At 51.4% G+C, this 17,764-nt stretch carries 10 protein-coding genes and 1 tRNA gene; 9 read left to right on the forward strand and 2 right to left on the reverse strand.

What is annotated here, in order from left to right; all coding sequences use genetic code 11:
- Nucleotides 1-41: 41 nt before the first annotated feature.
- Nucleotides 42-1,253: an acetyl-CoA C-acetyltransferase gene (locus tag ACR9YC_RS12910; protein WP_438728300.1), complete on the reverse strand. Its 1,212-nt coding sequence runs from the start codon at nt 1,251-1,253 to the stop codon at nt 42-44.
- 367 nt (nt 1,254-1,620) lie between these two features.
- On the opposite strand from ACR9YC_RS12910, the gene ACR9YC_RS12915 reads away from it, so the two are divergent.
- Both ACR9YC_RS12915 and ACR9YC_RS12920 read left to right on the forward strand, forming a co-directional pair.
- On the forward strand, nt 1,621-2,508 hold the full coding sequence (locus ACR9YC_RS12915) for an ABC transporter ATP-binding protein (protein WP_438728302.1): 888 nt from the start codon (nt 1,621-1,623) through the stop codon (nt 2,506-2,508).
- Between the two features lie 14 nt (nt 2,509-2,522).
- The gene (locus tag ACR9YC_RS12920) at nt 2,523-6,125 is read left to right on the forward strand and encodes an ABC transporter permease subunit (protein WP_438728304.1); all 3,603 of its coding nucleotides are present in this window, start codon (nt 2,523-2,525) and stop codon (nt 6,123-6,125) included.
- Nucleotides 6,126-6,188: 63 nt separating this feature from the next.
- Here ACR9YC_RS12920 and ACR9YC_RS12925 read toward each other — a convergent pair.
- A tRNA-Cys gene (locus ACR9YC_RS12925) sits at nt 6,189-6,262 on the reverse strand.
- Nucleotides 6,263-6,595: 333 nt separating this feature from the next.
- Between ACR9YC_RS12925 and ACR9YC_RS12930 the strand changes: the two genes are divergently transcribed.
- The 7 genes from ACR9YC_RS12930 to ACR9YC_RS12960 all read left to right on the forward strand — a co-directional run bounded on the left by ACR9YC_RS12930 (nt 6,596) and on the right by ACR9YC_RS12960 (nt 17,642).
- Complete coding sequence (locus tag ACR9YC_RS12930) at nt 6,596-7,288, forward strand: protein-L-isoaspartate O-methyltransferase family protein (RefSeq protein ID WP_438728306.1); 693 nt, start codon at nt 6,596-6,598, stop codon at nt 7,286-7,288.
- An 85-nt stretch (nt 7,289-7,373) separates the two neighbouring features.
- A complete protein-coding gene (locus tag ACR9YC_RS12935) occupies nt 7,374-8,846 on the forward strand; it encodes a TolC family outer membrane protein (protein WP_438728308.1) in 1,473 nt (490 codons plus the stop codon).
- Nucleotides 8,847-8,967: 121 nt separating this feature from the next.
- Entirely contained in the window at nt 8,968-9,411 is a 444-nt protein-coding gene (locus ACR9YC_RS12940) for a DUF2497 domain-containing protein (protein ID WP_438728310.1), read from the forward strand.
- 114 nt (nt 9,412-9,525) lie between these two features.
- Nucleotides 9,526-11,601 carry a prolyl oligopeptidase family serine peptidase gene (locus ACR9YC_RS12945; protein ID WP_438731843.1) on the forward strand — a complete coding sequence of 692 codons (2,076 nt, stop codon included), beginning with the start codon at nt 9,526-9,528 and terminating at the stop codon, nt 11,599-11,601.
- Nucleotides 11,602-11,754: 153 nt separating this feature from the next.
- Nucleotides 11,755-13,731, forward strand: a complete 1,977-nt coding sequence (locus tag ACR9YC_RS12950; protein ID WP_438728312.1) for an alpha/beta hydrolase family protein — start codon at nt 11,755-11,757, stop codon at nt 13,729-13,731.
- 138 nt (nt 13,732-13,869) lie between these two features.
- Nucleotides 13,870-16,881 carry a valine--tRNA ligase gene (locus tag ACR9YC_RS12955; protein WP_438728314.1) on the forward strand — a complete coding sequence of 1,004 codons (3,012 nt, stop codon included), beginning with the start codon at nt 13,870-13,872 and terminating at the stop codon, nt 16,879-16,881.
- Nucleotides 16,881-17,642 carry a 7-carboxy-7-deazaguanine synthase QueE gene (locus ACR9YC_RS12960; protein ID WP_438728317.1) on the forward strand — a complete coding sequence of 254 codons (762 nt, stop codon included), beginning with the start codon at nt 16,881-16,883 and terminating at the stop codon, nt 17,640-17,642. The genes ACR9YC_RS12955 and ACR9YC_RS12960 overlap by 1 nt, the downstream gene beginning before the upstream one ends.
- Nucleotides 17,643-17,764 lie beyond the last annotated feature (122 nt).

Genomic DNA, 17,764 nt, shown 5'->3' on the forward strand with positions numbered 1-17,764 from the left:
CACTGTTACAGGCTGATAGCAAAGGGTATATTTTTAACGGTTCACACGCGCTCAATAATCGTGGCGATGCCCATGCCGCCGCCAATGCACAATGTGGTCAGCGCGGTGGATTTGCCTGTACGCTCCAGCTCATCCAGCACCGTGCCCAGAACCATTGCGCCGGTCGCACCCAGCGGGTGGCCCATGGCAATCGCGCCGCCATTGACGTTGATCTCACTATGGTCAACGGACAAGGCATCCATGAAGCGCAATACCACGGCGGCAAAGGCTTCATTCAATTCCCAAAGATCAATGTCGCTCTTGCTCATGCCCGCACGGTCCAGTGCCTTTTGTGCGGCGAATTCAGGACCGGTCAACATGATGGTCGGTTCTGAGCCGATAGCAGCCATAGAGACGATGCGTGCTCGCGGCTTAATGTCGTATTTTGCTGCAGCGCCTTCATTACCGATCAATACGGCCGCAGAGCCATCAACAATACCGGAAGAATTGCCCGCATGGTGAACATGGTTGATTTTCTCAACATCAGGGTGCTTCAAAATCGCGACATCGTTAAAGCCGGGCATTTGCTCGCCCATCATTTGGAACGCTGGATTTAACGCGCCCAATGATTGCATATCGGTTTCTGGCCGCATCAGTTCGTCATGGTCGAGAATGACCTCACCAATAACGTCGCGGATCGGCAAGATGGATTTTGCAAATCGACCTTCATCCCATGCCATTTTGGCGCGCTTCTGGCTCTCCACAGCATAGGCGTCAACATCATCACGGCTATAGCCATATTTTGATGCAATCAAATCGGCAGAAATGCCTTGCGGCACCATATATTCTTTAAAGCCCAAAGCAGGGTCTGCCATGCCGCCCATGCCATCTGAACCCATGGGAATGCGGCTCATAGCCTCAACACCGCCGCCAATGGCCAGATCAGCTTCGCCCGACGCAATTTTGCCTGCAGCAATATTAACGGCTTCTAATCCTGAACCACAAAAGCGGTTCACCTGAATAGCCGAAGTCGTCTGCGCATAGCCTGCATCCAATACGGCAGACCGAGAGATGACCGCGCCTTGCTCACCCACAGGTGAAACACAGCCAAATGCAACATCTTCTACAGCGTCAGCGGGCAGATCATTACGATCGCGCACAGAGCCTAATACCTGACTTGCCAGATTGAGCGCTGTAATTTCATGCAGTGACCCGTCTTTGCGGCCCTTGCCGCGCGGGGAACGGACCGCATCATAAATAAAGGCGTCGGTCATGCGAATTTTCCTTATTCTTCAAACTAAAGGGATCATAAGGCTGCATAGGGGGCATGCGGCCATGTGATATGTTGGAGCGCTTATTATCCTTTGCAACCCGGCCATGCAAGCCGTTTAATCGAATGATTAAACAATTGCTGGTGGCTTTTTGATGCAATGTAGCGGTCGTTACGCGCTCGACCAAAAAGCGCTGAGAGGCGACCAAACGCATTTGTCGAATCATAGCCCATTGTGCAAGCTTAGTTCTGGACTTGGGTATTTCCTTGATTATGCAGGAATATAGCAACTGTGCTGAACAATTTGTTTCAGTGCTGTCTCTAATTATCATGCGGGCATATTTCCGTCCGCAATCTCGGGGGAATTTCTGATGTTGAAGCTCGAAAATGTTACACATGTTTATCCAAATGGCACCAAGGCTCTGGACAATGTAACGCTTGAAATTCCCAAAGGGATGTTTGGCCTGCTTGGGCCAAATGGTGCGGGCAAATCGACATTGATGCGTACGGTTGCAACTTTGCAGACCCCGACACAGGGCTCCATTCATTTTGGCGATCTCGACATTCTGGCCGAACCGGAAAAGCTCCGCGAGACCTTAGGCTATTTGCCGCAGGACTTTGGCGTTTACCCGCGTGTCAGCGCCTATGCCATGCTGGAGCATATGACTGTACTGAAAGGGATAGCCAATAAGGCCGACCGCAAACTGACCGTCGAAACACTGCTTAATCAGACCAATTTATGGGATGTACGCAACAAAGCCATTGCCGGTTTTTCAGGCGGTATGCGCCAGCGTTTTGGCATTGCGCAAGCATTGATCGGCAATCCTGAACTGATCATTGTCGATGAACCCACGGCCGGACTTGACCCTGAAGAACGCAACCGTTTCCTCAACCTGCTGGCCGCTATTGGCGAAAATGTGGTCATTATTCTTTCCACCCATATCGTAGAAGATGTTGCCGATCTTTGCCCGAAAGCCGCCGTCATTGCGCAAGGGCAAATCCGTCTAGAAGGTGCTCCTCACGAACTTATGGCCAATGTCGCAGGCAAAGTCTGGGCCAAGACAATCATGCGCGATGAGCTGGATGAATATAAAGCAAAATATGATGTCATATCGACCCGATTATTCGCAGGCGAACTCATCATCCATATTCATAATGAGAATGACCCTGCAAATGGCTTTGCTCAGGTCGATGGCGGGCTTGAGGATGTCTATTTCTCCACGCTGGCCGCCACCCGTCGCAGCGACATTGCAGCCTGAGGGGGGATAGAGTCATGTTTGCCAATATTGCCGCATTCGAATTTCGATATCAGCTAAAAAACCCGGTTTTCTGGGTTGTCGCCATATTATTCTTCCTATTGACCTTTGCTTCGGTCACCTGGGATAATGTGCAGATCGGTTCTGGTGGGAATGTCAACGTCAACAGCCCATTGGCCATATTGCGTGTACACAGCATATTGACGATCTTTTATATGTTCGTAACCACAGCTTTTGTGGCCAATGTGGTATTGCGCGATAGTGAAAGCGGCTTTGGACCTATGGTGCTCTCCACCAGGGTTTCAAAATTTGACTATTTAATCGGCCGTTTCACTGGTGCCTTCGCTATTGCATGTGTTGCGTTTCTGTTCGTACCTCTGGCTATCTTCATTGGCTCATTCGCGCCATGGCTCGACCCCGAAACTCTAGGGCCCAATAAGCTATCCTATTATGCATTTGCCTATTTCGTGATTGCGATACCGGGCATTTTCCTGACATCGGCCATCTTCTTCGCCGTAGCAACCATCACACGTTCGATGATGTACAGCTATATTGCTGTCGTTATCTTTATGGTTCTGTATCTGACAATCATTGGCGTCCTGTCATCAAAGGCAGAGTTACGATATCTGACCGCATATGTTGATCCTTTTGGCAGCGGCGCCCTTGCCAATGTTACCCGCTATTGGACGGCTGCCGAAAGCAATACGCAATTACCGCCATTTTCTGGAGAATTGCTCTATAACCGCGTGCTGTGGACTGCCATTGGTCTGGGTGCATTATTCTTTGCCTTTGCACGCTTCAGCTTTGCGCAAAAAGGGGCAAGCAAGCGGCAAATGCGCCGGGAAGCCAAAAAGGCGCAAAAGCTCTCTGCCACGCCTCCCCAAATCGCCAGTATTTTGCCCGCCACCAATGTGCGCAGCGCAGCCATGTCGCAGCTTTGGGCACAAATGCGGCTGGAAATGCGCATGGTGATGCGCAGCCCCGCATTTTTTGTCCTTATCTTCATCGGCCTGATCAATACTCTTGCTGGGCTGGCGTTCGGTGCGGAGGCCTATGGTGCTCCTGCCCATCCCAGAACCTTTCTCTACATCTCCATCATGCTGGGTACATTCACTCTGTTCCCCATCATCATATCCATCTATTATGCAGGTGAGCTGGTCTGGCGCGACCGAGACCGCAAGATGCACGAGATTATTGACGCAACGCCATTGCCCAATTGGGGTTATATGGTGCCAAAAACAATTGGCGTCAGTCTGGTGCTGTTCTTTGCTCTATTGATGGGTTCACTAGCCGGTATTTTGATCCAACTCATTCGCGGACCAGAAGCCATTAATGTTGTCCAGCATTTGACCTGGTATGTCTTGCCCAATGGCATAGATATGATCATTCTGGCTGTCTTGGCCGTATTCATTCAGGCACTCAGCCCAAACAAATATATCGGCTGGGCACTCATGGTGCTCTATATTGTCGCAAGCATTATATTTACCGCTATAGGCTTGGGCCACCCACTCGTCCTTTATGGCAATGGTGCGCCAACTCCGGCTTTCTCAGATATCAATGGTGATAATATCAACACCGCTCTGGGCTGGTGGCTTCGCCTTTACTGGGGTGCATTCGCTGTGCTGCTCGCCATTGGTGCGCATCTGCTATGGCGGCGCGGCACGGAACATAGCCTTATGCCCCGTATTAGGCAGATACCCCGCAGGTTGATTTCCGGTGCCGGAATATTGGCATTGGGCGCGACCGGTGTTGCCGCAGCCACAGGCGCGAATATCTATTACAATACCAATGTGCTGAATGATTATCGCACGCCTGATGATATCGAAAAAGCACTGGCAGAATATGAGAAAAAATATCTGAAATATGAATCGGTGCTGCAACCTTCGGTTACCGACATTGCTATAAACGCAGATCTTTATCCGTATCAGAAACGTGCTGAATTTACCGGCACCTATCAATTGATTAATGATACCGGTGCGTCTGTCGAGCAGTTGCATGTCAGGCTGCCCGACCCGAATATTGAAGTAATCGACCTCAAAGTGCTGGGCGCAAAACGCACATTGGATGATGGCGAATATAAATATTATATTTTCACATTCGATACGCCCTTAGCGCCCAATGCTAAGGCCAGCCTGTCTTTCACGACACGCCGTGAGCAAAAGGGTTTACCTGCGCTGGGCGATGATACGCGTCTGGTGCGTAATGGTACGTTCTTGAACAATAGCGAATTTGCCCCGCAGATCGGTATGGATCGCAACGGCTTGTTGCAAGACCGTGCAACCCGCCGCAGCTATGACCTTGAGCCAGAACTGCGCTTGGCTAAGCTGGAGGATGAATCGGCCCGAAACCGCAATTATGTTGGCAATGCCGATTGGGTAAGTTCCGATATCACCATCACCACACGCGCTGACCAGATCGCTATAGCGCCCGGCAGCAAGGTGAGCGACACAGTCTCTGGTGACAGACGCACAGCGCGCTTTACATCAACCTCGCCAATATTGGCATTCTTCTCCATTCAATCTGCAGATTTTGAAGTGAAGAGCCGCAGCGTTGATGGTGTAGAGCTGAGTGTCTATTATCATGATAGCCATGATTACAATGTTGAGCGTATGCTAAAGGCTGCCGAAGCGTCTCTGGCCTATTATAAAACCAATTATGGGCCTTATCAGTTCGACCATGCACGGATTATCGAATTTCCAGGCTATGCCAGCTTTGCTCAGGCTTTTGCCGGTACTATGCCCTATTCGGAAGCCATCGGATTTATCGCCAATATGGATGATAGCGACGATATCGACTTTGTAACCTATGTGGTGGCGCATGAAATTGCTCACCAATATTGGGCGCATCAACTGATCAGCGCTGACCAGCAAGGTGGCACGATATTGGTCGAAACAATGGCGCAATATTCGGCGCTAATGGTGATGAAAGAGCTGTACGGCGAAGACAAGATTCGCCGCTTCCTGAAATTTGAACTGGACCGCTATCTAAATTCACGCGGTGCAGAAGTGATTGAGGAATTGCCGCTCTATCGTGTTGAGAACCAGCCTTATATCCATTATCGCAAAGGCGCAGTGGCTATGTATTTATTGCAGGACAGGTTAGGTGAAAAACGCATGAACGCAGTGTTTGCGGACTTGCTCGACCGTTATCGTTTCAAGAGCCAGCCTTATGCCAGTTCGCTGGATCTGGTGAATGGTTTGAAAACATTGGCGCGCAATCCCGGTGAAGAGGCCCTGATTGTCGATTTGCTGGAAAAGATCACAATTTACGATCTGAAAGCAGAAGACGCGAGCACCAAGAAGACTGGTGACAAGACATGGACAACCACCTTCACCGTCAAAGCGGACAAATTCTATGCTGATGGATTGGGCAAGGAAACCAAGGCCAAGCTGTCAGACATTATAGATGTTGGTGCCTTTACTGAACGGCCAGGCAATGAGGTATTTGCGAAGGCCAACGTGCTCTCAATGGCGCGTCAGCAAATACGGTCCGGTGAGCAGAAAATCACCATCGTGACGGACAAGAAACCAAGCTTTGTTGGTATCGACCCATATAACAAATATATCGACCGCAATAGCGATGATAATGTGACCGATGTAGAGGACGAAACGGGCGCCTGATGGAGCGAGAGGGATGATACTGCGTGGTGCACAAACAAAAGCAATATGCACACCGGCAGAAAATGGAGGCCCGAGCCGGAATCGAACCGGCGTGCACGGATTTGCAATCCGCTGCGTCACCACTCCGCCATCGAGCCTCGCTTGCGAAATATAAGTGGACGCTGGAGCGGGGCAATGTGCGCCTTTTGTCGGAAAGTCAAGCCGGTTGGTGTGATTGTGGCTAGAGAATTTGGCGCAGTGTTGCCACTTAGCAATAGACAGGTTTCACATAGCCAACTTAGACCGAGAAAGCACAGCGTCCAATATGTACGTTTGTGCTAGACCGTCTAAGGGTTTGCAGTGCTATAGCTTTGCCGATAAGGAAAACCCGTTTTGGCGAATTTAAGGATTTGAACAAAAACACCGCCTAAATGGCAATACTGACTTCAATAATGGCCACGTAGCCCCAAAGAATAGAAATAAGGACCAATATGATCGACAGCCTATCCCGTTCACAGCCTTCGCGCCAGAATGATGGTTTTGCCGATGCCCGCCGCGCCATGGTGAACAGTCAGCTGCGGACCAGCGATGTCAATACACCTGCCATCATTCAGATTATGAATAGCGTGCCGCGTGAGGAATATGTCCCTGAAAGCAAGCGCAGCTTTGCCTATATCGACCGCGCCGTACAGATCGCTAAAGACCGCGTATTAAACCCGCCGGTTACACATGGCTTGATGTTGGAACGTGCAGCAGCACGCGTCGATGACAATGTGCTGATTATCGGTGCCAATACAGGCTATCTGGCTGCGTTGCTTGCACCTTATACGGCATCAGTCACCGCGTTGGAGGAAGATGATGATCTGTTCTCCACATTGAACAATATTATGAAAGACAGCGCCAAGGTCACAGCTGTTAAGGGCAATCTGGCCGATGGGTATAAAGGGGATGCGCCTTATTCGCTGATCTTGATTGATGGAGCGGTCGACCATATTCCAGCAGCGATCACCAAGCAATTGGCAGAAAACGGGCGTATTATATGCGGTTTTTCTGACAATGGTGTGATGCGTTTGGCGGAGGGCCGTGTTTCAAGCGATGGCACCGTCAATCTGAATAGCTATGCAGATGCCGATATTGCACAGCTAACGGCTTTTACCAAAGCGGCAGAATATCGCTTCGCCTAAGATTGTGAGCGTTTGGGGTAATCGGGATGAGAAACGGCCAGAGCAATGAATGGAAGCGGCCAGAGCAATGAATGGAAGATCGAAAATGACAGCCTTTAAATGCTTCTCCATGGTTTCATGCGCCGCATTGGTCGCTGGCCTGATGGCAGCTCCTGCTCAAGCTGAAACGCTTAGAGAAGCTCTGATGGCGGCCTATCAGAAAAACCCGACATTAACCGGTGCCAGGGCACAGCAACGCGCAACAGATGAAGGTGTCCCCATCGCGCTGGCCGATGGCCGGCCGAACAGCTCTGCCAATGCGACATATCAGGAAAATATCGTCGTCAATGCCAACGCCTTTACTGCACCTTCGCGGCAATTAACCTCCTCAATAAACCTGAATGTGCCCATCTATTCTGGCGGCAGCGTACGCAATGCGGTGAACGCCGCCAAAGTGCGGGTTGGCGCGGGTCAGGCAGATTTGCGCGGCACGGAATCGTCGATATTCAGCCAGACAGTCGCGGCATATATGGATGTCATCCGTGACACCGCCATCGTTGATCTAAACCGCACACAGGTTCGCGTGTTGGAGGTCAATTTACAGGCGACATCAGACCGTTTTGAAATTGGCGACCTGACACGCACAGATGTTGCCCAGTCTCAAGCACGTTTGGCGATTGCCATGAGTGACTTGCAGACTGCAGAATCCAATCTGATCCGCAGCAAAGAGGTCTATGTGCAGATTGTCGGCAATGCGCCGGTCGATCTTGCCGCGCCGCCGCCATTGCCCGGTTTGCCCGAAGAGCCAAATATGGCTGTTGCCATCGCGCTTGAAAGCAATCCCGATTTGCTCGCAGCAAAAGAGCGTATTGCAGCGGCAGAATATGATGTGAAGGCTGCACGCGGAACGCGCAAGCCATCTGTATCAGCCTTTGCGCAAGGTGCTTATGCCAATTTTCTCGGCACGTTGGGGGGCAATATTCCCGGGGTGAATTTCATTCAGGAACAGTCCAATGCGCAATTGGGTGTAACGCTCAATGTTCCTATCTATCAAGGTGGCCGCCCCGGCGCACAAATTCGTCAGGCACAGGCCCGTTCGGGCGTAGCGATTGAGCAGGAAATCGCGGTCGAGCGTAACATCATTTCGCAAACGCGCGCATCCTATGCCAGTTGGAAAGCATCGCTACAGGTCATCGCGTCTTCAGAAGAAGCGGTAAAAGCCAATGCTCTTTCACTGGAAGGTGTACGCGCTGAAAACAGTGTCGGCAACCGGACAATCCTCGACATATTAAATGCCGAACAGGAATTGCTGAACAGTCAGGTGCAATTGGTGATCGCTCGGCGCAATGCCTATGTCGCAGGCTTTACGCTCTTGGCGTCTATGGGCCGTGCAGAGGCGCGTGATCTGGGGCTGGAAGGCGGCGTGCTGTATGATCCTGAGATTAATTATAATCGCGTGCGCAAAAAGTTGAACGATTATGCAACCGATCCTAACCCAACAGCGCAAGCCACGCGCACAGTGGACACACCGGCGCAGAGCGTGCCATTGGTCGGTCCACCTGCACCCAAAACACCATGATGCGATATATTGTGGCGTAAAGCGATAATGCGCCGCCTATGCTGAAATAGTTACCGCGCTTGCCAGCATGCATGCGGCAAGTTATTATGGTTAATAGCAGGACTTTTTGGGGATCAGGCCGTTGGCTCACGATAATACAGAACCCAGCGTTGAGGAAATCCTCGCTTCCATCAAAAAAGTGATGGCAGCGGATAGCAAAGCTGCGCGCAAAACCAGTGATTCCGCGCCTTCTTATCGCAAATTGTCGCGTGGTGATGATGAGCCTGTTCTTGAACTAGGCGCATTTCAGGAGTCTGTCGACAGTGATGATGAGCAAGATGATTCGGCTGAGGCACTAATCGCTAAAGACCAGATTGATTCGGTGCGTGCGTCCCTCGCTGCTCTGTCCACCTTGTCCGAGCCGGGCAAGGCACCGCAAATCGTTCGCTCTGGTGAAACGTCATTAGAAGGCTTGATCCGCGACATGTTGCGCCCATTACTAAAAGAATGGCTGGACGATAATCTGCCAACACTGGTCGAGCATATGGTCGCTGACGAAATTAAACGCATTACCCGCAAAGGGTAAATTGCCCGTGGCCCGAATGGCCAATATTACAGCACCTTTGGAAAATCGCTCACCGCTCTGTCCTGATTAGCGAAAGATTCCCATTTTACTGTCACAATCAATTTGCTAGCAATGATGGCTATGACAATATCATCAAAATTGCTCGCTTCGGCTGCGCTCGCTATTGCAGCGCCAGCATTAATCTCTCCAGCTTTGGCCGATCCGCTCACCGCGCAGGACCTTGCAACATTGGAACGTGTCGGCGCGCCTAATGTTAGCGCGGATGGCGAGCATCTGGTGTATAGTGTTACCAGCACTGACCCTGAAAGCTATGAGCGATCTACGCGTCTGTTTTTGCGCGAATTTGGCGGAGCCAGCGCTGCATCAACGCCTTATGTCATTGGCGATCTTGATGGGGCCAGCGAGCATAGTCCGACATTTGCACCTGATGATGAGGGCGTATATTTCCTCTCAGACAAAAGCGGCAGTGAGCAGCTTTGGTATGTCGCTGACAGCGGGGAGACCAAACAGGTAACCGACCTAGCCGTTGATATTGCAGGATATCAGGTTTCGCCAGATGGCAAGAAGGTCGCCATCTGGGCCGATGTAAAGCTCGGCAAAATGCCATCTGACGCGCCCGATGCAAAAGCGGCTAATGCTGGTTCTGGCCGCGCCTATGATCGTATCTTTGTGCGCCATTGGTCAAGCTGGGAAGTGAATGACGAATATTCGCGTATCTTTGTCTATGATTTGACAGCCAATGGCCAGTTGGATGCACAAAGCGGCCGCGACATATTGAAAAATCTGGAGGGTGACGCGCCTACCAAGCCTTTTGGCGGCGGCGAAGAAATCAGCTGGTCACCGGACAGTTCCACCATTGCCTTCACATTGCGCATTGCCAATGCCGATGAACCGCGCTCGACCAATACCGACATCTATCTGGCCAACGCGGATGGTACTGGCCCTGTTGTCAACATTACTGCGGATAATCTGGCAACCGATACCATGCCAATATTCTCTCCTGATGGCAGCAAAATCGCTTATGCCGCTATGGCGCGGCCAGGTTATGAAAGTGACAAGCTAACACTCACAATATTGGATATTGACGCGCAAACGCGCAAATCTGTCACCAGCGCATGGGATCGTTCTGTCGGTTCAATTATATGGGAGCAAGACGGCAATGGGCTTATCGTCACGGTGCAGGACGTATTGGACCATCCCGCCTATCGCGTTGATGCCAATAGCGGCAATGCCGTGCGCCTTACCGGCCCGGGTAATGTTCGCAATGTCACCCCATTGGGCCGGGCAAGCTATGTCTATACCCGCAATGACCTGAACACGCCGACCGATATATATATCCAGCGTGGCCGCGCTGCGCCGCGTAACCTTAGCAATGCGAACAGCGCAAGACTGGCAAAAATTGACAGAGTTTCTGCAGAGCGTTTCAGCTTTGCAGGTGCTGGCGGTGATACTGTTTGGGGGCAGATCATCAAACCAGAGGGTGTAGAGGGCAAGTTGCCGCTCTTGTTCCTAGTGCATGGTGGCCCGCAAGGATCATTTGGCAATGGTTGGTCAACCCGCTGGAACCCAAAAGTCATGGCTGCACAAGGCTATGCCGTGGTGACGGTCGATTTCCATGGCAGCGCTGGATATGGTCAGGACTTTATGGACTCTATCAATCAGGATTGGGGTGGAAAGCCGCTTGAAGACTTAAAACTCGGACTTGCCGCAGCAGGGCGCGAAGACGCCCAGATCGACACCAAAAACGCCTGTGCATTGGGCGCCAGCTATGGCGGCTATATGATGAACTGGATTTCCGGCCAGTGGAATGACGGGTTTAAATGCATCATCAACCATGCCGGTCTGTTCGACATGCGCAGCTTTTACTATGCGACCGAAGAATTATGGTTCCCAGCTTGGGATTTTGGCGGCTCTTACGAAGAACAGCGCGATCTTTATGAGAAATGGAATCCGGTCAATCATGTCAATAATTGGCAAACGCCCACACTTGTCATCCATGGCGAAAAAGACTTTCGCGTTCCTTATGGCCAATCACTCATGGCCTATACGGCTTTGCAGGAGAAAGGCATTGATTCCCGCCTGCTCGTTTTCCCAGATGAAAACCATTGGATACTAAAAGGCAAAAACTCTGTGCAATGGCATGATGAGGTCTTTGGCTGGGCTAATCGCTACCTCAAAGAACAAAGGTGATAGCAATAATATTTGCAGAATCTTGTTGCGCTTAAGTATCGATTATTGACCCTCGCAATATTTTGCCGCAGTCTTAAGCGGGATTTTGAGGGAGCGTCTTTAATGAATATCTGGAGCAAGTGTTTTCGACCTGCTTTTTTGGCAATAGCTGCAATGGCTTTAACATTGATGGCTGGGTCGCAAGTTTCTGCACAAGAAACAGCAAAGCCACCAGCGGCCGAAAAAGCATCTTCGCCCAAGGCGAAAAAAGCTAAGAAGCCGGCGAAGAAATTGCCAGTTGAGGCTTTTGCTCAACTGGACTTTATGGACAAAGCAACCCTTTCTCCAGATGGGCGTTTTATTGCTGCTCTGATTGTTGTCGATGGTGGACGGCGGATAGCTATTTTCCCTACAACCTCTAATAGCAGCCAGAAGATGGTGGCACTACAAACACCGGATGACATGAATATCCGTTGGTTGCGTTGGGTTTCCAATGATTATGTCTTGGTCGGGGTTTCCGCGCTGGTCGATTTTGGCAGCAAGACACAACAGGCTTATGTTTCGCGGCTTTTGTCGGTGCGCCGGTCTGATGGTGCGATAGAACGGCCTCTTTGGGATAAAAAGGGTCAAGATTCAGCAGATCTTTTATGGGTAGACCCCAATGGTAGCGGCGACGTATTGATCGGTGCGCAAGGCAGTATTTACACAAATGATGAAGACTTTTGGCCATCTGTCTATCGCGTCAACATACCCACTGGCAAAGTATCGCGCGAAAAAAAGGGGATTCCCAATGTCCAGTCATGGGGAGTCGATGCTCGCGGCAATATCCGTTATGCAATTGCCAATAAGGACCGTAATGGCCAACAATCTTTGCTCTATAGAGGCGAAGAAGAGCGTAACTTTCGGACGACGCAACGATCTAATATCGTAAATTTTGATTCAGTAGAACTGCCTTTTACCTTTGTGCCTGGCACGGATAACGGTCTGTTCGTAGAAGAAGATGAAGACGGCAAATCAGTAGTTAAAGAGATAAACTTGAAAAGTCAGGAAGAGGTCGGCATTCGCCATTCACTTCCAGAATTGGATATTATCAGCCCGCGCCTCTCTTTTGATCGTCAGACCATTTTGGGTTTCCGTACATCCAATAAAGACAATCCTTATCATTGGACGAACGAGACATTGTCTGCGGTCCAAAGTTATTTGGAAGAGAATGTGAAAGGCGCCCAGCCACAAATTGTCAGCTATGATCGCGATCTTAACTGGTTCCTTATATGGCTCAGTTCCCCTAGCAATCCTGGACTTTATTATATCTATAATCATGAGCAACAGGCATTGCAGCTTTTGGCCAAAGCCAATGAGCAAATCGGTACCAAGCGGCTCGCTAAACCGCGCTATGTTAGTTACGAGGCGCGTGATGGTCTAAAAATTGAAGGCGTTCTTACCTTGCCCAAAGGTGTTGAGGCCAAGAACCTTCCACTCATATTAATGCCACATGGCGGGCCATGGGCAGCAGATTATGTGCGTTACGATTATTGGGCACAATTCTTGGCCAATCGCGGCTATGCCGTTTTGCAACCCAACTTCCGTGGTTCAACAGGCTATGGCAAAGCCTTTTTGGAAAAAGGATATGGCCAAATGGGCCTTGCCATGCAGGACGACTTAACCGACGGCGTTCTTCACCTCGCCAATAAAGGCATTATTGACCAAAGCCGCGTGTGCATCGTCGGGGCATCCTATGGTGGCTATGCTGCAATGTGGGGGATTATAAAAGATCCTGATATGTACCGCTGCGCTATATCTATTGCTGGCGTGTCAAATCTGCGCCGCGAAGTGAATGATTTTGGTGGGTCACTGCTGGAACGCACCTTTAAAAGTCAATGGGGCCGTATGAGTGAGGATTTCTCTGCGGTATCGCCAGCAAGGGCGGCAGACCGCGTAAAGTCACCGCTTTTGTTGATCCATGGTAAACGTGATGAAACCGTAGATTATAAGCAATCTGTGCTTATGGAAGACAAAATGCGCGATGCCGGCAAAGATGTTGAGATGTTGATTCTCGATAAGGCAGACCATTTTTTTGAACGACAGGATGATCGTATTGCCCTGCTTTCGGCGATGGAGACATTCCTGATGAAGCATAATCCGCCTGATTAAGCATCAGACCATCGGCAAATTATAAGGGGCGGTCCATCTGCCCCTTTTTTGTGGAACCGGTTTTGGTGCAGCCTTTGCGGCATTCATGGGGCAAATAGCGGCTTGCCTCTGATAAGTCAGGCTGGCAGAGGGAAAGTTATGACCCAGAGCAAACACCTTGATAAGAATTTCGACCCTGCCGCCATTGAAGCCCGTTGGTACGCCCATTGGGAGGAGAAAGGCCTGTTCCGGCCTGAGCGTGATGATTGTGAGCCTTTCACCATCGTCAATCCGCCGCCCAATGTAACCGGCAAATTGCATATCGGCCATGCGCTCGACAACACGTTGCAGGATATCATTATCCGCTATGAACGGCTGCGCGGCAAGGATGCACTTTGGGTGGTGGGCACTGACCATGCCGGCATCGCCACGCAAATGGTGGTTGAACGCCAGCTCAATGAACAGGGCGAGAAGCGGACCGATTATAGCCGCGATGATTTCATCAAAAAGGTCTGGGCCTGGAAAGAGGAAAGCGGCGGCACCATCACGCAGCAATTGCGGCGCCTTGGCTGTTCCATGGACTGGTCAAATGAACGCTTCACCATGGATGAAGGCTTTACCCGCGCAGTCGTCAAAGTCTTTGTCGATCTGTATAATAAAGGCCTGATCTACCGCGACAAAAGACTGGTCAATTGGGACCCGGCATTAAAAACCGCGATCAGCGATCTTGAAGTCGAAACGACTGACGTCAAAGGCCATTTCTGGCATTTCAAATATCCATTGGCTGCCGATGAAAACGGAAACGCCGTCACGCTGGCTGATGGCCGCGACTATATTGAGGTTGCCACCACACGGCCCGAAACCATGTTGGCCGACATGGCCGTGGCGGTGCACCCTGATGATGAACGCTATGCCAGTGTTGTGGGCAAGCATGTGCTGCTGCCGATCACAGGCCGCCGCGTGCCGATTGTGGCGGATGAACATGCCGACCCTGAATTGGGCAGCGGCGCAGTGAAGATCACGCCCGGGCATGATTTTAACGATTTTGATGTCGGCAAACGCGCAGGCTTTGCCCCTGCCGACATGCTCAATATGCTCGATGGAGACGCCAATGTCTGCCAGACTGCTGACTGGCTAGTACCCGAGGAATTTATCGGCCTGCACCGCTTCAAACGCGATGGCGTGGACGGTGCGCGAGAGCTGGTGGTGCAGCGTTTGAAAGATGACGGACTGTTGATTCCACACATCACCACAACCAAAAAGGGCGAAGAGGTCATTCTCGATGCCGAACCCCGCACCATCGCCACACCCTATGGCGATCGCGGCGGCGTAGTGATTGAACCATGGCTGACCGATCAATGGTATGTCGATGCTGAAACATTGGCGCAGCCTGCAATCAAAGCCGTACGCGATGGCGATATAGAAATCGTCCCCAAAACTTGGGAAAAAACCTGGTTCAACTGGATGGAGAATATCCAGCCCTGGTGTGTGAGCAGACAGCTATGGTGGGGGCATCGGATACCGGTTTGGTATGGGCCTGCCCGTGACGAGTCCGGTCGACTGGTGTCCTACATGGATGAACAAGTTCAAGCGGATCACTCGATTTCGGAAACCAGTAGCTCGAAGAACAAGGCTTTTGTGGCGTTGGATGAGCAAGACGCACTCCGACAGGCTCGCGAGTTCTACGGCAATAAATACGAAATTAAGTTCGATTACACGCGGAATTTTTGTCGAGCAACAAATGACACAGTGACTCTCACGCAGGACCCTGACGTCCTCGATACATGGTTTTCCTCCGCACTTTGGCCCTTCGCCACTATTGGCTGGCCGGATGATCTGATAGATAATCGTCATTCCGAACTTGTTTCGGAGTCTAGTGGCAGGGGAAATTCTGAAGAGATCCTGAAACAAGTTCAGGATGACGAAAAGTGGGTTCCCAAACCCGGCACGGACCTTGCCCGTCATTACCCTAATGATCTGCTGATTTCCGGCTTTGATATCCTCTTTTTCTGGGATGCACGTATGGCGATGCAGGGGATAGAATTTATGGGTGAAGTGCCGTGGAAGCGGCTTTATCTGCATGGTCTGGTCCGCGCTGCGGATGGCAGCAAAATGTCGAAATCCAAGGGCAATACGGTCGATCCGCTGGGTCTGATTGACGAATATGGTGCTGATGCGCTGCGCTTCTTCATGGCGGCGATGGAAAGCCAGGGGCGCGACATCAAAATGGATGAAAGCCGCGTCACCGGCTATCGCAACTTTGCCACCAAATTGTGGAATGCGGCCCGCTATTGCCAATCTAACGGCATCAGCGCCAGCGCCAGCATATCTGCGCCGCCGGCCAAGCTAGCGGCCAACCAATGGATTATTGGCGAAGTGGCCGAGACAGTGAAAGCCATGGACAAGGCACTGGCCGATCTGCGTTTCGATCTGGCCGCCGATACCATCTATCAATTCACCTGGAGCCGCTTTTGCGATTGGTATCTGGAGTTGATTAAGCCGGTATTTGCGAGCGAAGATGTCAATCCAGCCCGTCAAGAAACTATCGAGGTTGCAGGTTGGGCACTCGATCAAATATTGGTCATGCTCCATCCGTTCATGCCCTTCATCACCGAGGAGCTATGGCAGCAATTGGGCGAGCGCGAGGATTATCCCATTATCACGGCACAATGGCCGCAGCCTGAGGCAGAATTACAGCCCCGTGCGATAGCGGCGATTGACTGGGTGATTGATCTGACCACATCGGTACGTGCCGCGAAAAACGAGCTGGGCATATCACCGGGTGAAAAACTGGCGGCATGGTGCCCTGCGCCATCACCCATTGCCAAGGCGACCGTGGAACGCAGCGCAGCAGCGATTGAGCGGCTGGCGCGCATAACGCCGGTGCACTTTGCTGATGCGCCTGATGGCCCAGCGATCCAGATCAGCGCTGGTGATGATATATTCATCATCCCGCTCGATGGACTGATTGATATTGAGGCAGAAAAAGCCCGCCTGACCAAAGCATTGGAGGCTGCAAGCAAAGAAGCAAAATCGCTGGAAGGGCGCTTGTCCAACGCCAATTTTGTTGAACGTGCCAAGCCAGAGGCCGTGGACAAGGCGCGCGCTGATTTGGCAGAGAAATCGGCAGAGGCGGAGCGACTGACAGCGGCATTGGCGCGGCTCGGCTAATGGCGCGGCTTACTCTGGCGACCACAACACCCGGCCAGCCGGAGATTTTCGCGTCCATTCAAGGCGAAGGCGCGAGCATGGGGCAGGCAGTCGCCTTTGTGCGCCTTTCGCGCTGTAACCTTGCCTGCACATGGTGTGACACGGCCTATACCTGGCATTTTGATAGCCAATATAGCGGTGATGACACTGCACATCGCGATGGTGAGGTTTTTGATCGCAAGGCCAATCAGATAACATTGGAAGTAGCCGATATTGCCGCGCGTATCGCCAAGCTTGGCCAAAAACGCTTGGTCATTACCGGCGGCGAGCCATTGTTGCAGGCCCCACCGCTGGCCGATCTGGTGGAGCAGCTTTCTGACCTCGTGCCAGACATGGCATTTGAGATAGAGACAAATGGCACAGTGCCAGTGCCCCCGCGACTGGATATTCGGCTTGACCAATTTAATGTCAGCCCCAAGCTGGCGCATAGCGGCAACGCTTCTGAGCTGGCGTTAATTCCTGAACAATTGGCCTTTTATGCCGCAGATAGAAGGGCTTTTTTCAAATTTGTTATCGCTACGCCAGATGATGTGGAAGAGGTGCTGGCCATACAGCGCAGATATGCCATAGCTGGGCATCGCATCTATCTTATGCCAGAAGGCGTGGACGCTGATATATTGACCCAGCGCTCCAAATGGTTGGTCGATGCATGCATTGCCCATGGTCTGGCCTATAGCAACCGCCAGCATATTTACCTTTTCGGCGACAGCCGCGGGACTTAGTTTTTTGGAGATACGGCCTAAGGGCCGGCGCGCGGTCGCGCTTGCGAACCCTTGTTTGGGTTCGTGGGTGTTTTAGAACCCGCGCTCAAGTAGCGAAGTGATAGCGTGGCAACACCCCAATA

The organism is Parasphingorhabdus sp. DH2-15 (genome assembly GCF_051668705.1).
Classification (GTDB): domain Bacteria; phylum Pseudomonadota; class Alphaproteobacteria; order Sphingomonadales; family Sphingomonadaceae; genus Alterisphingorhabdus.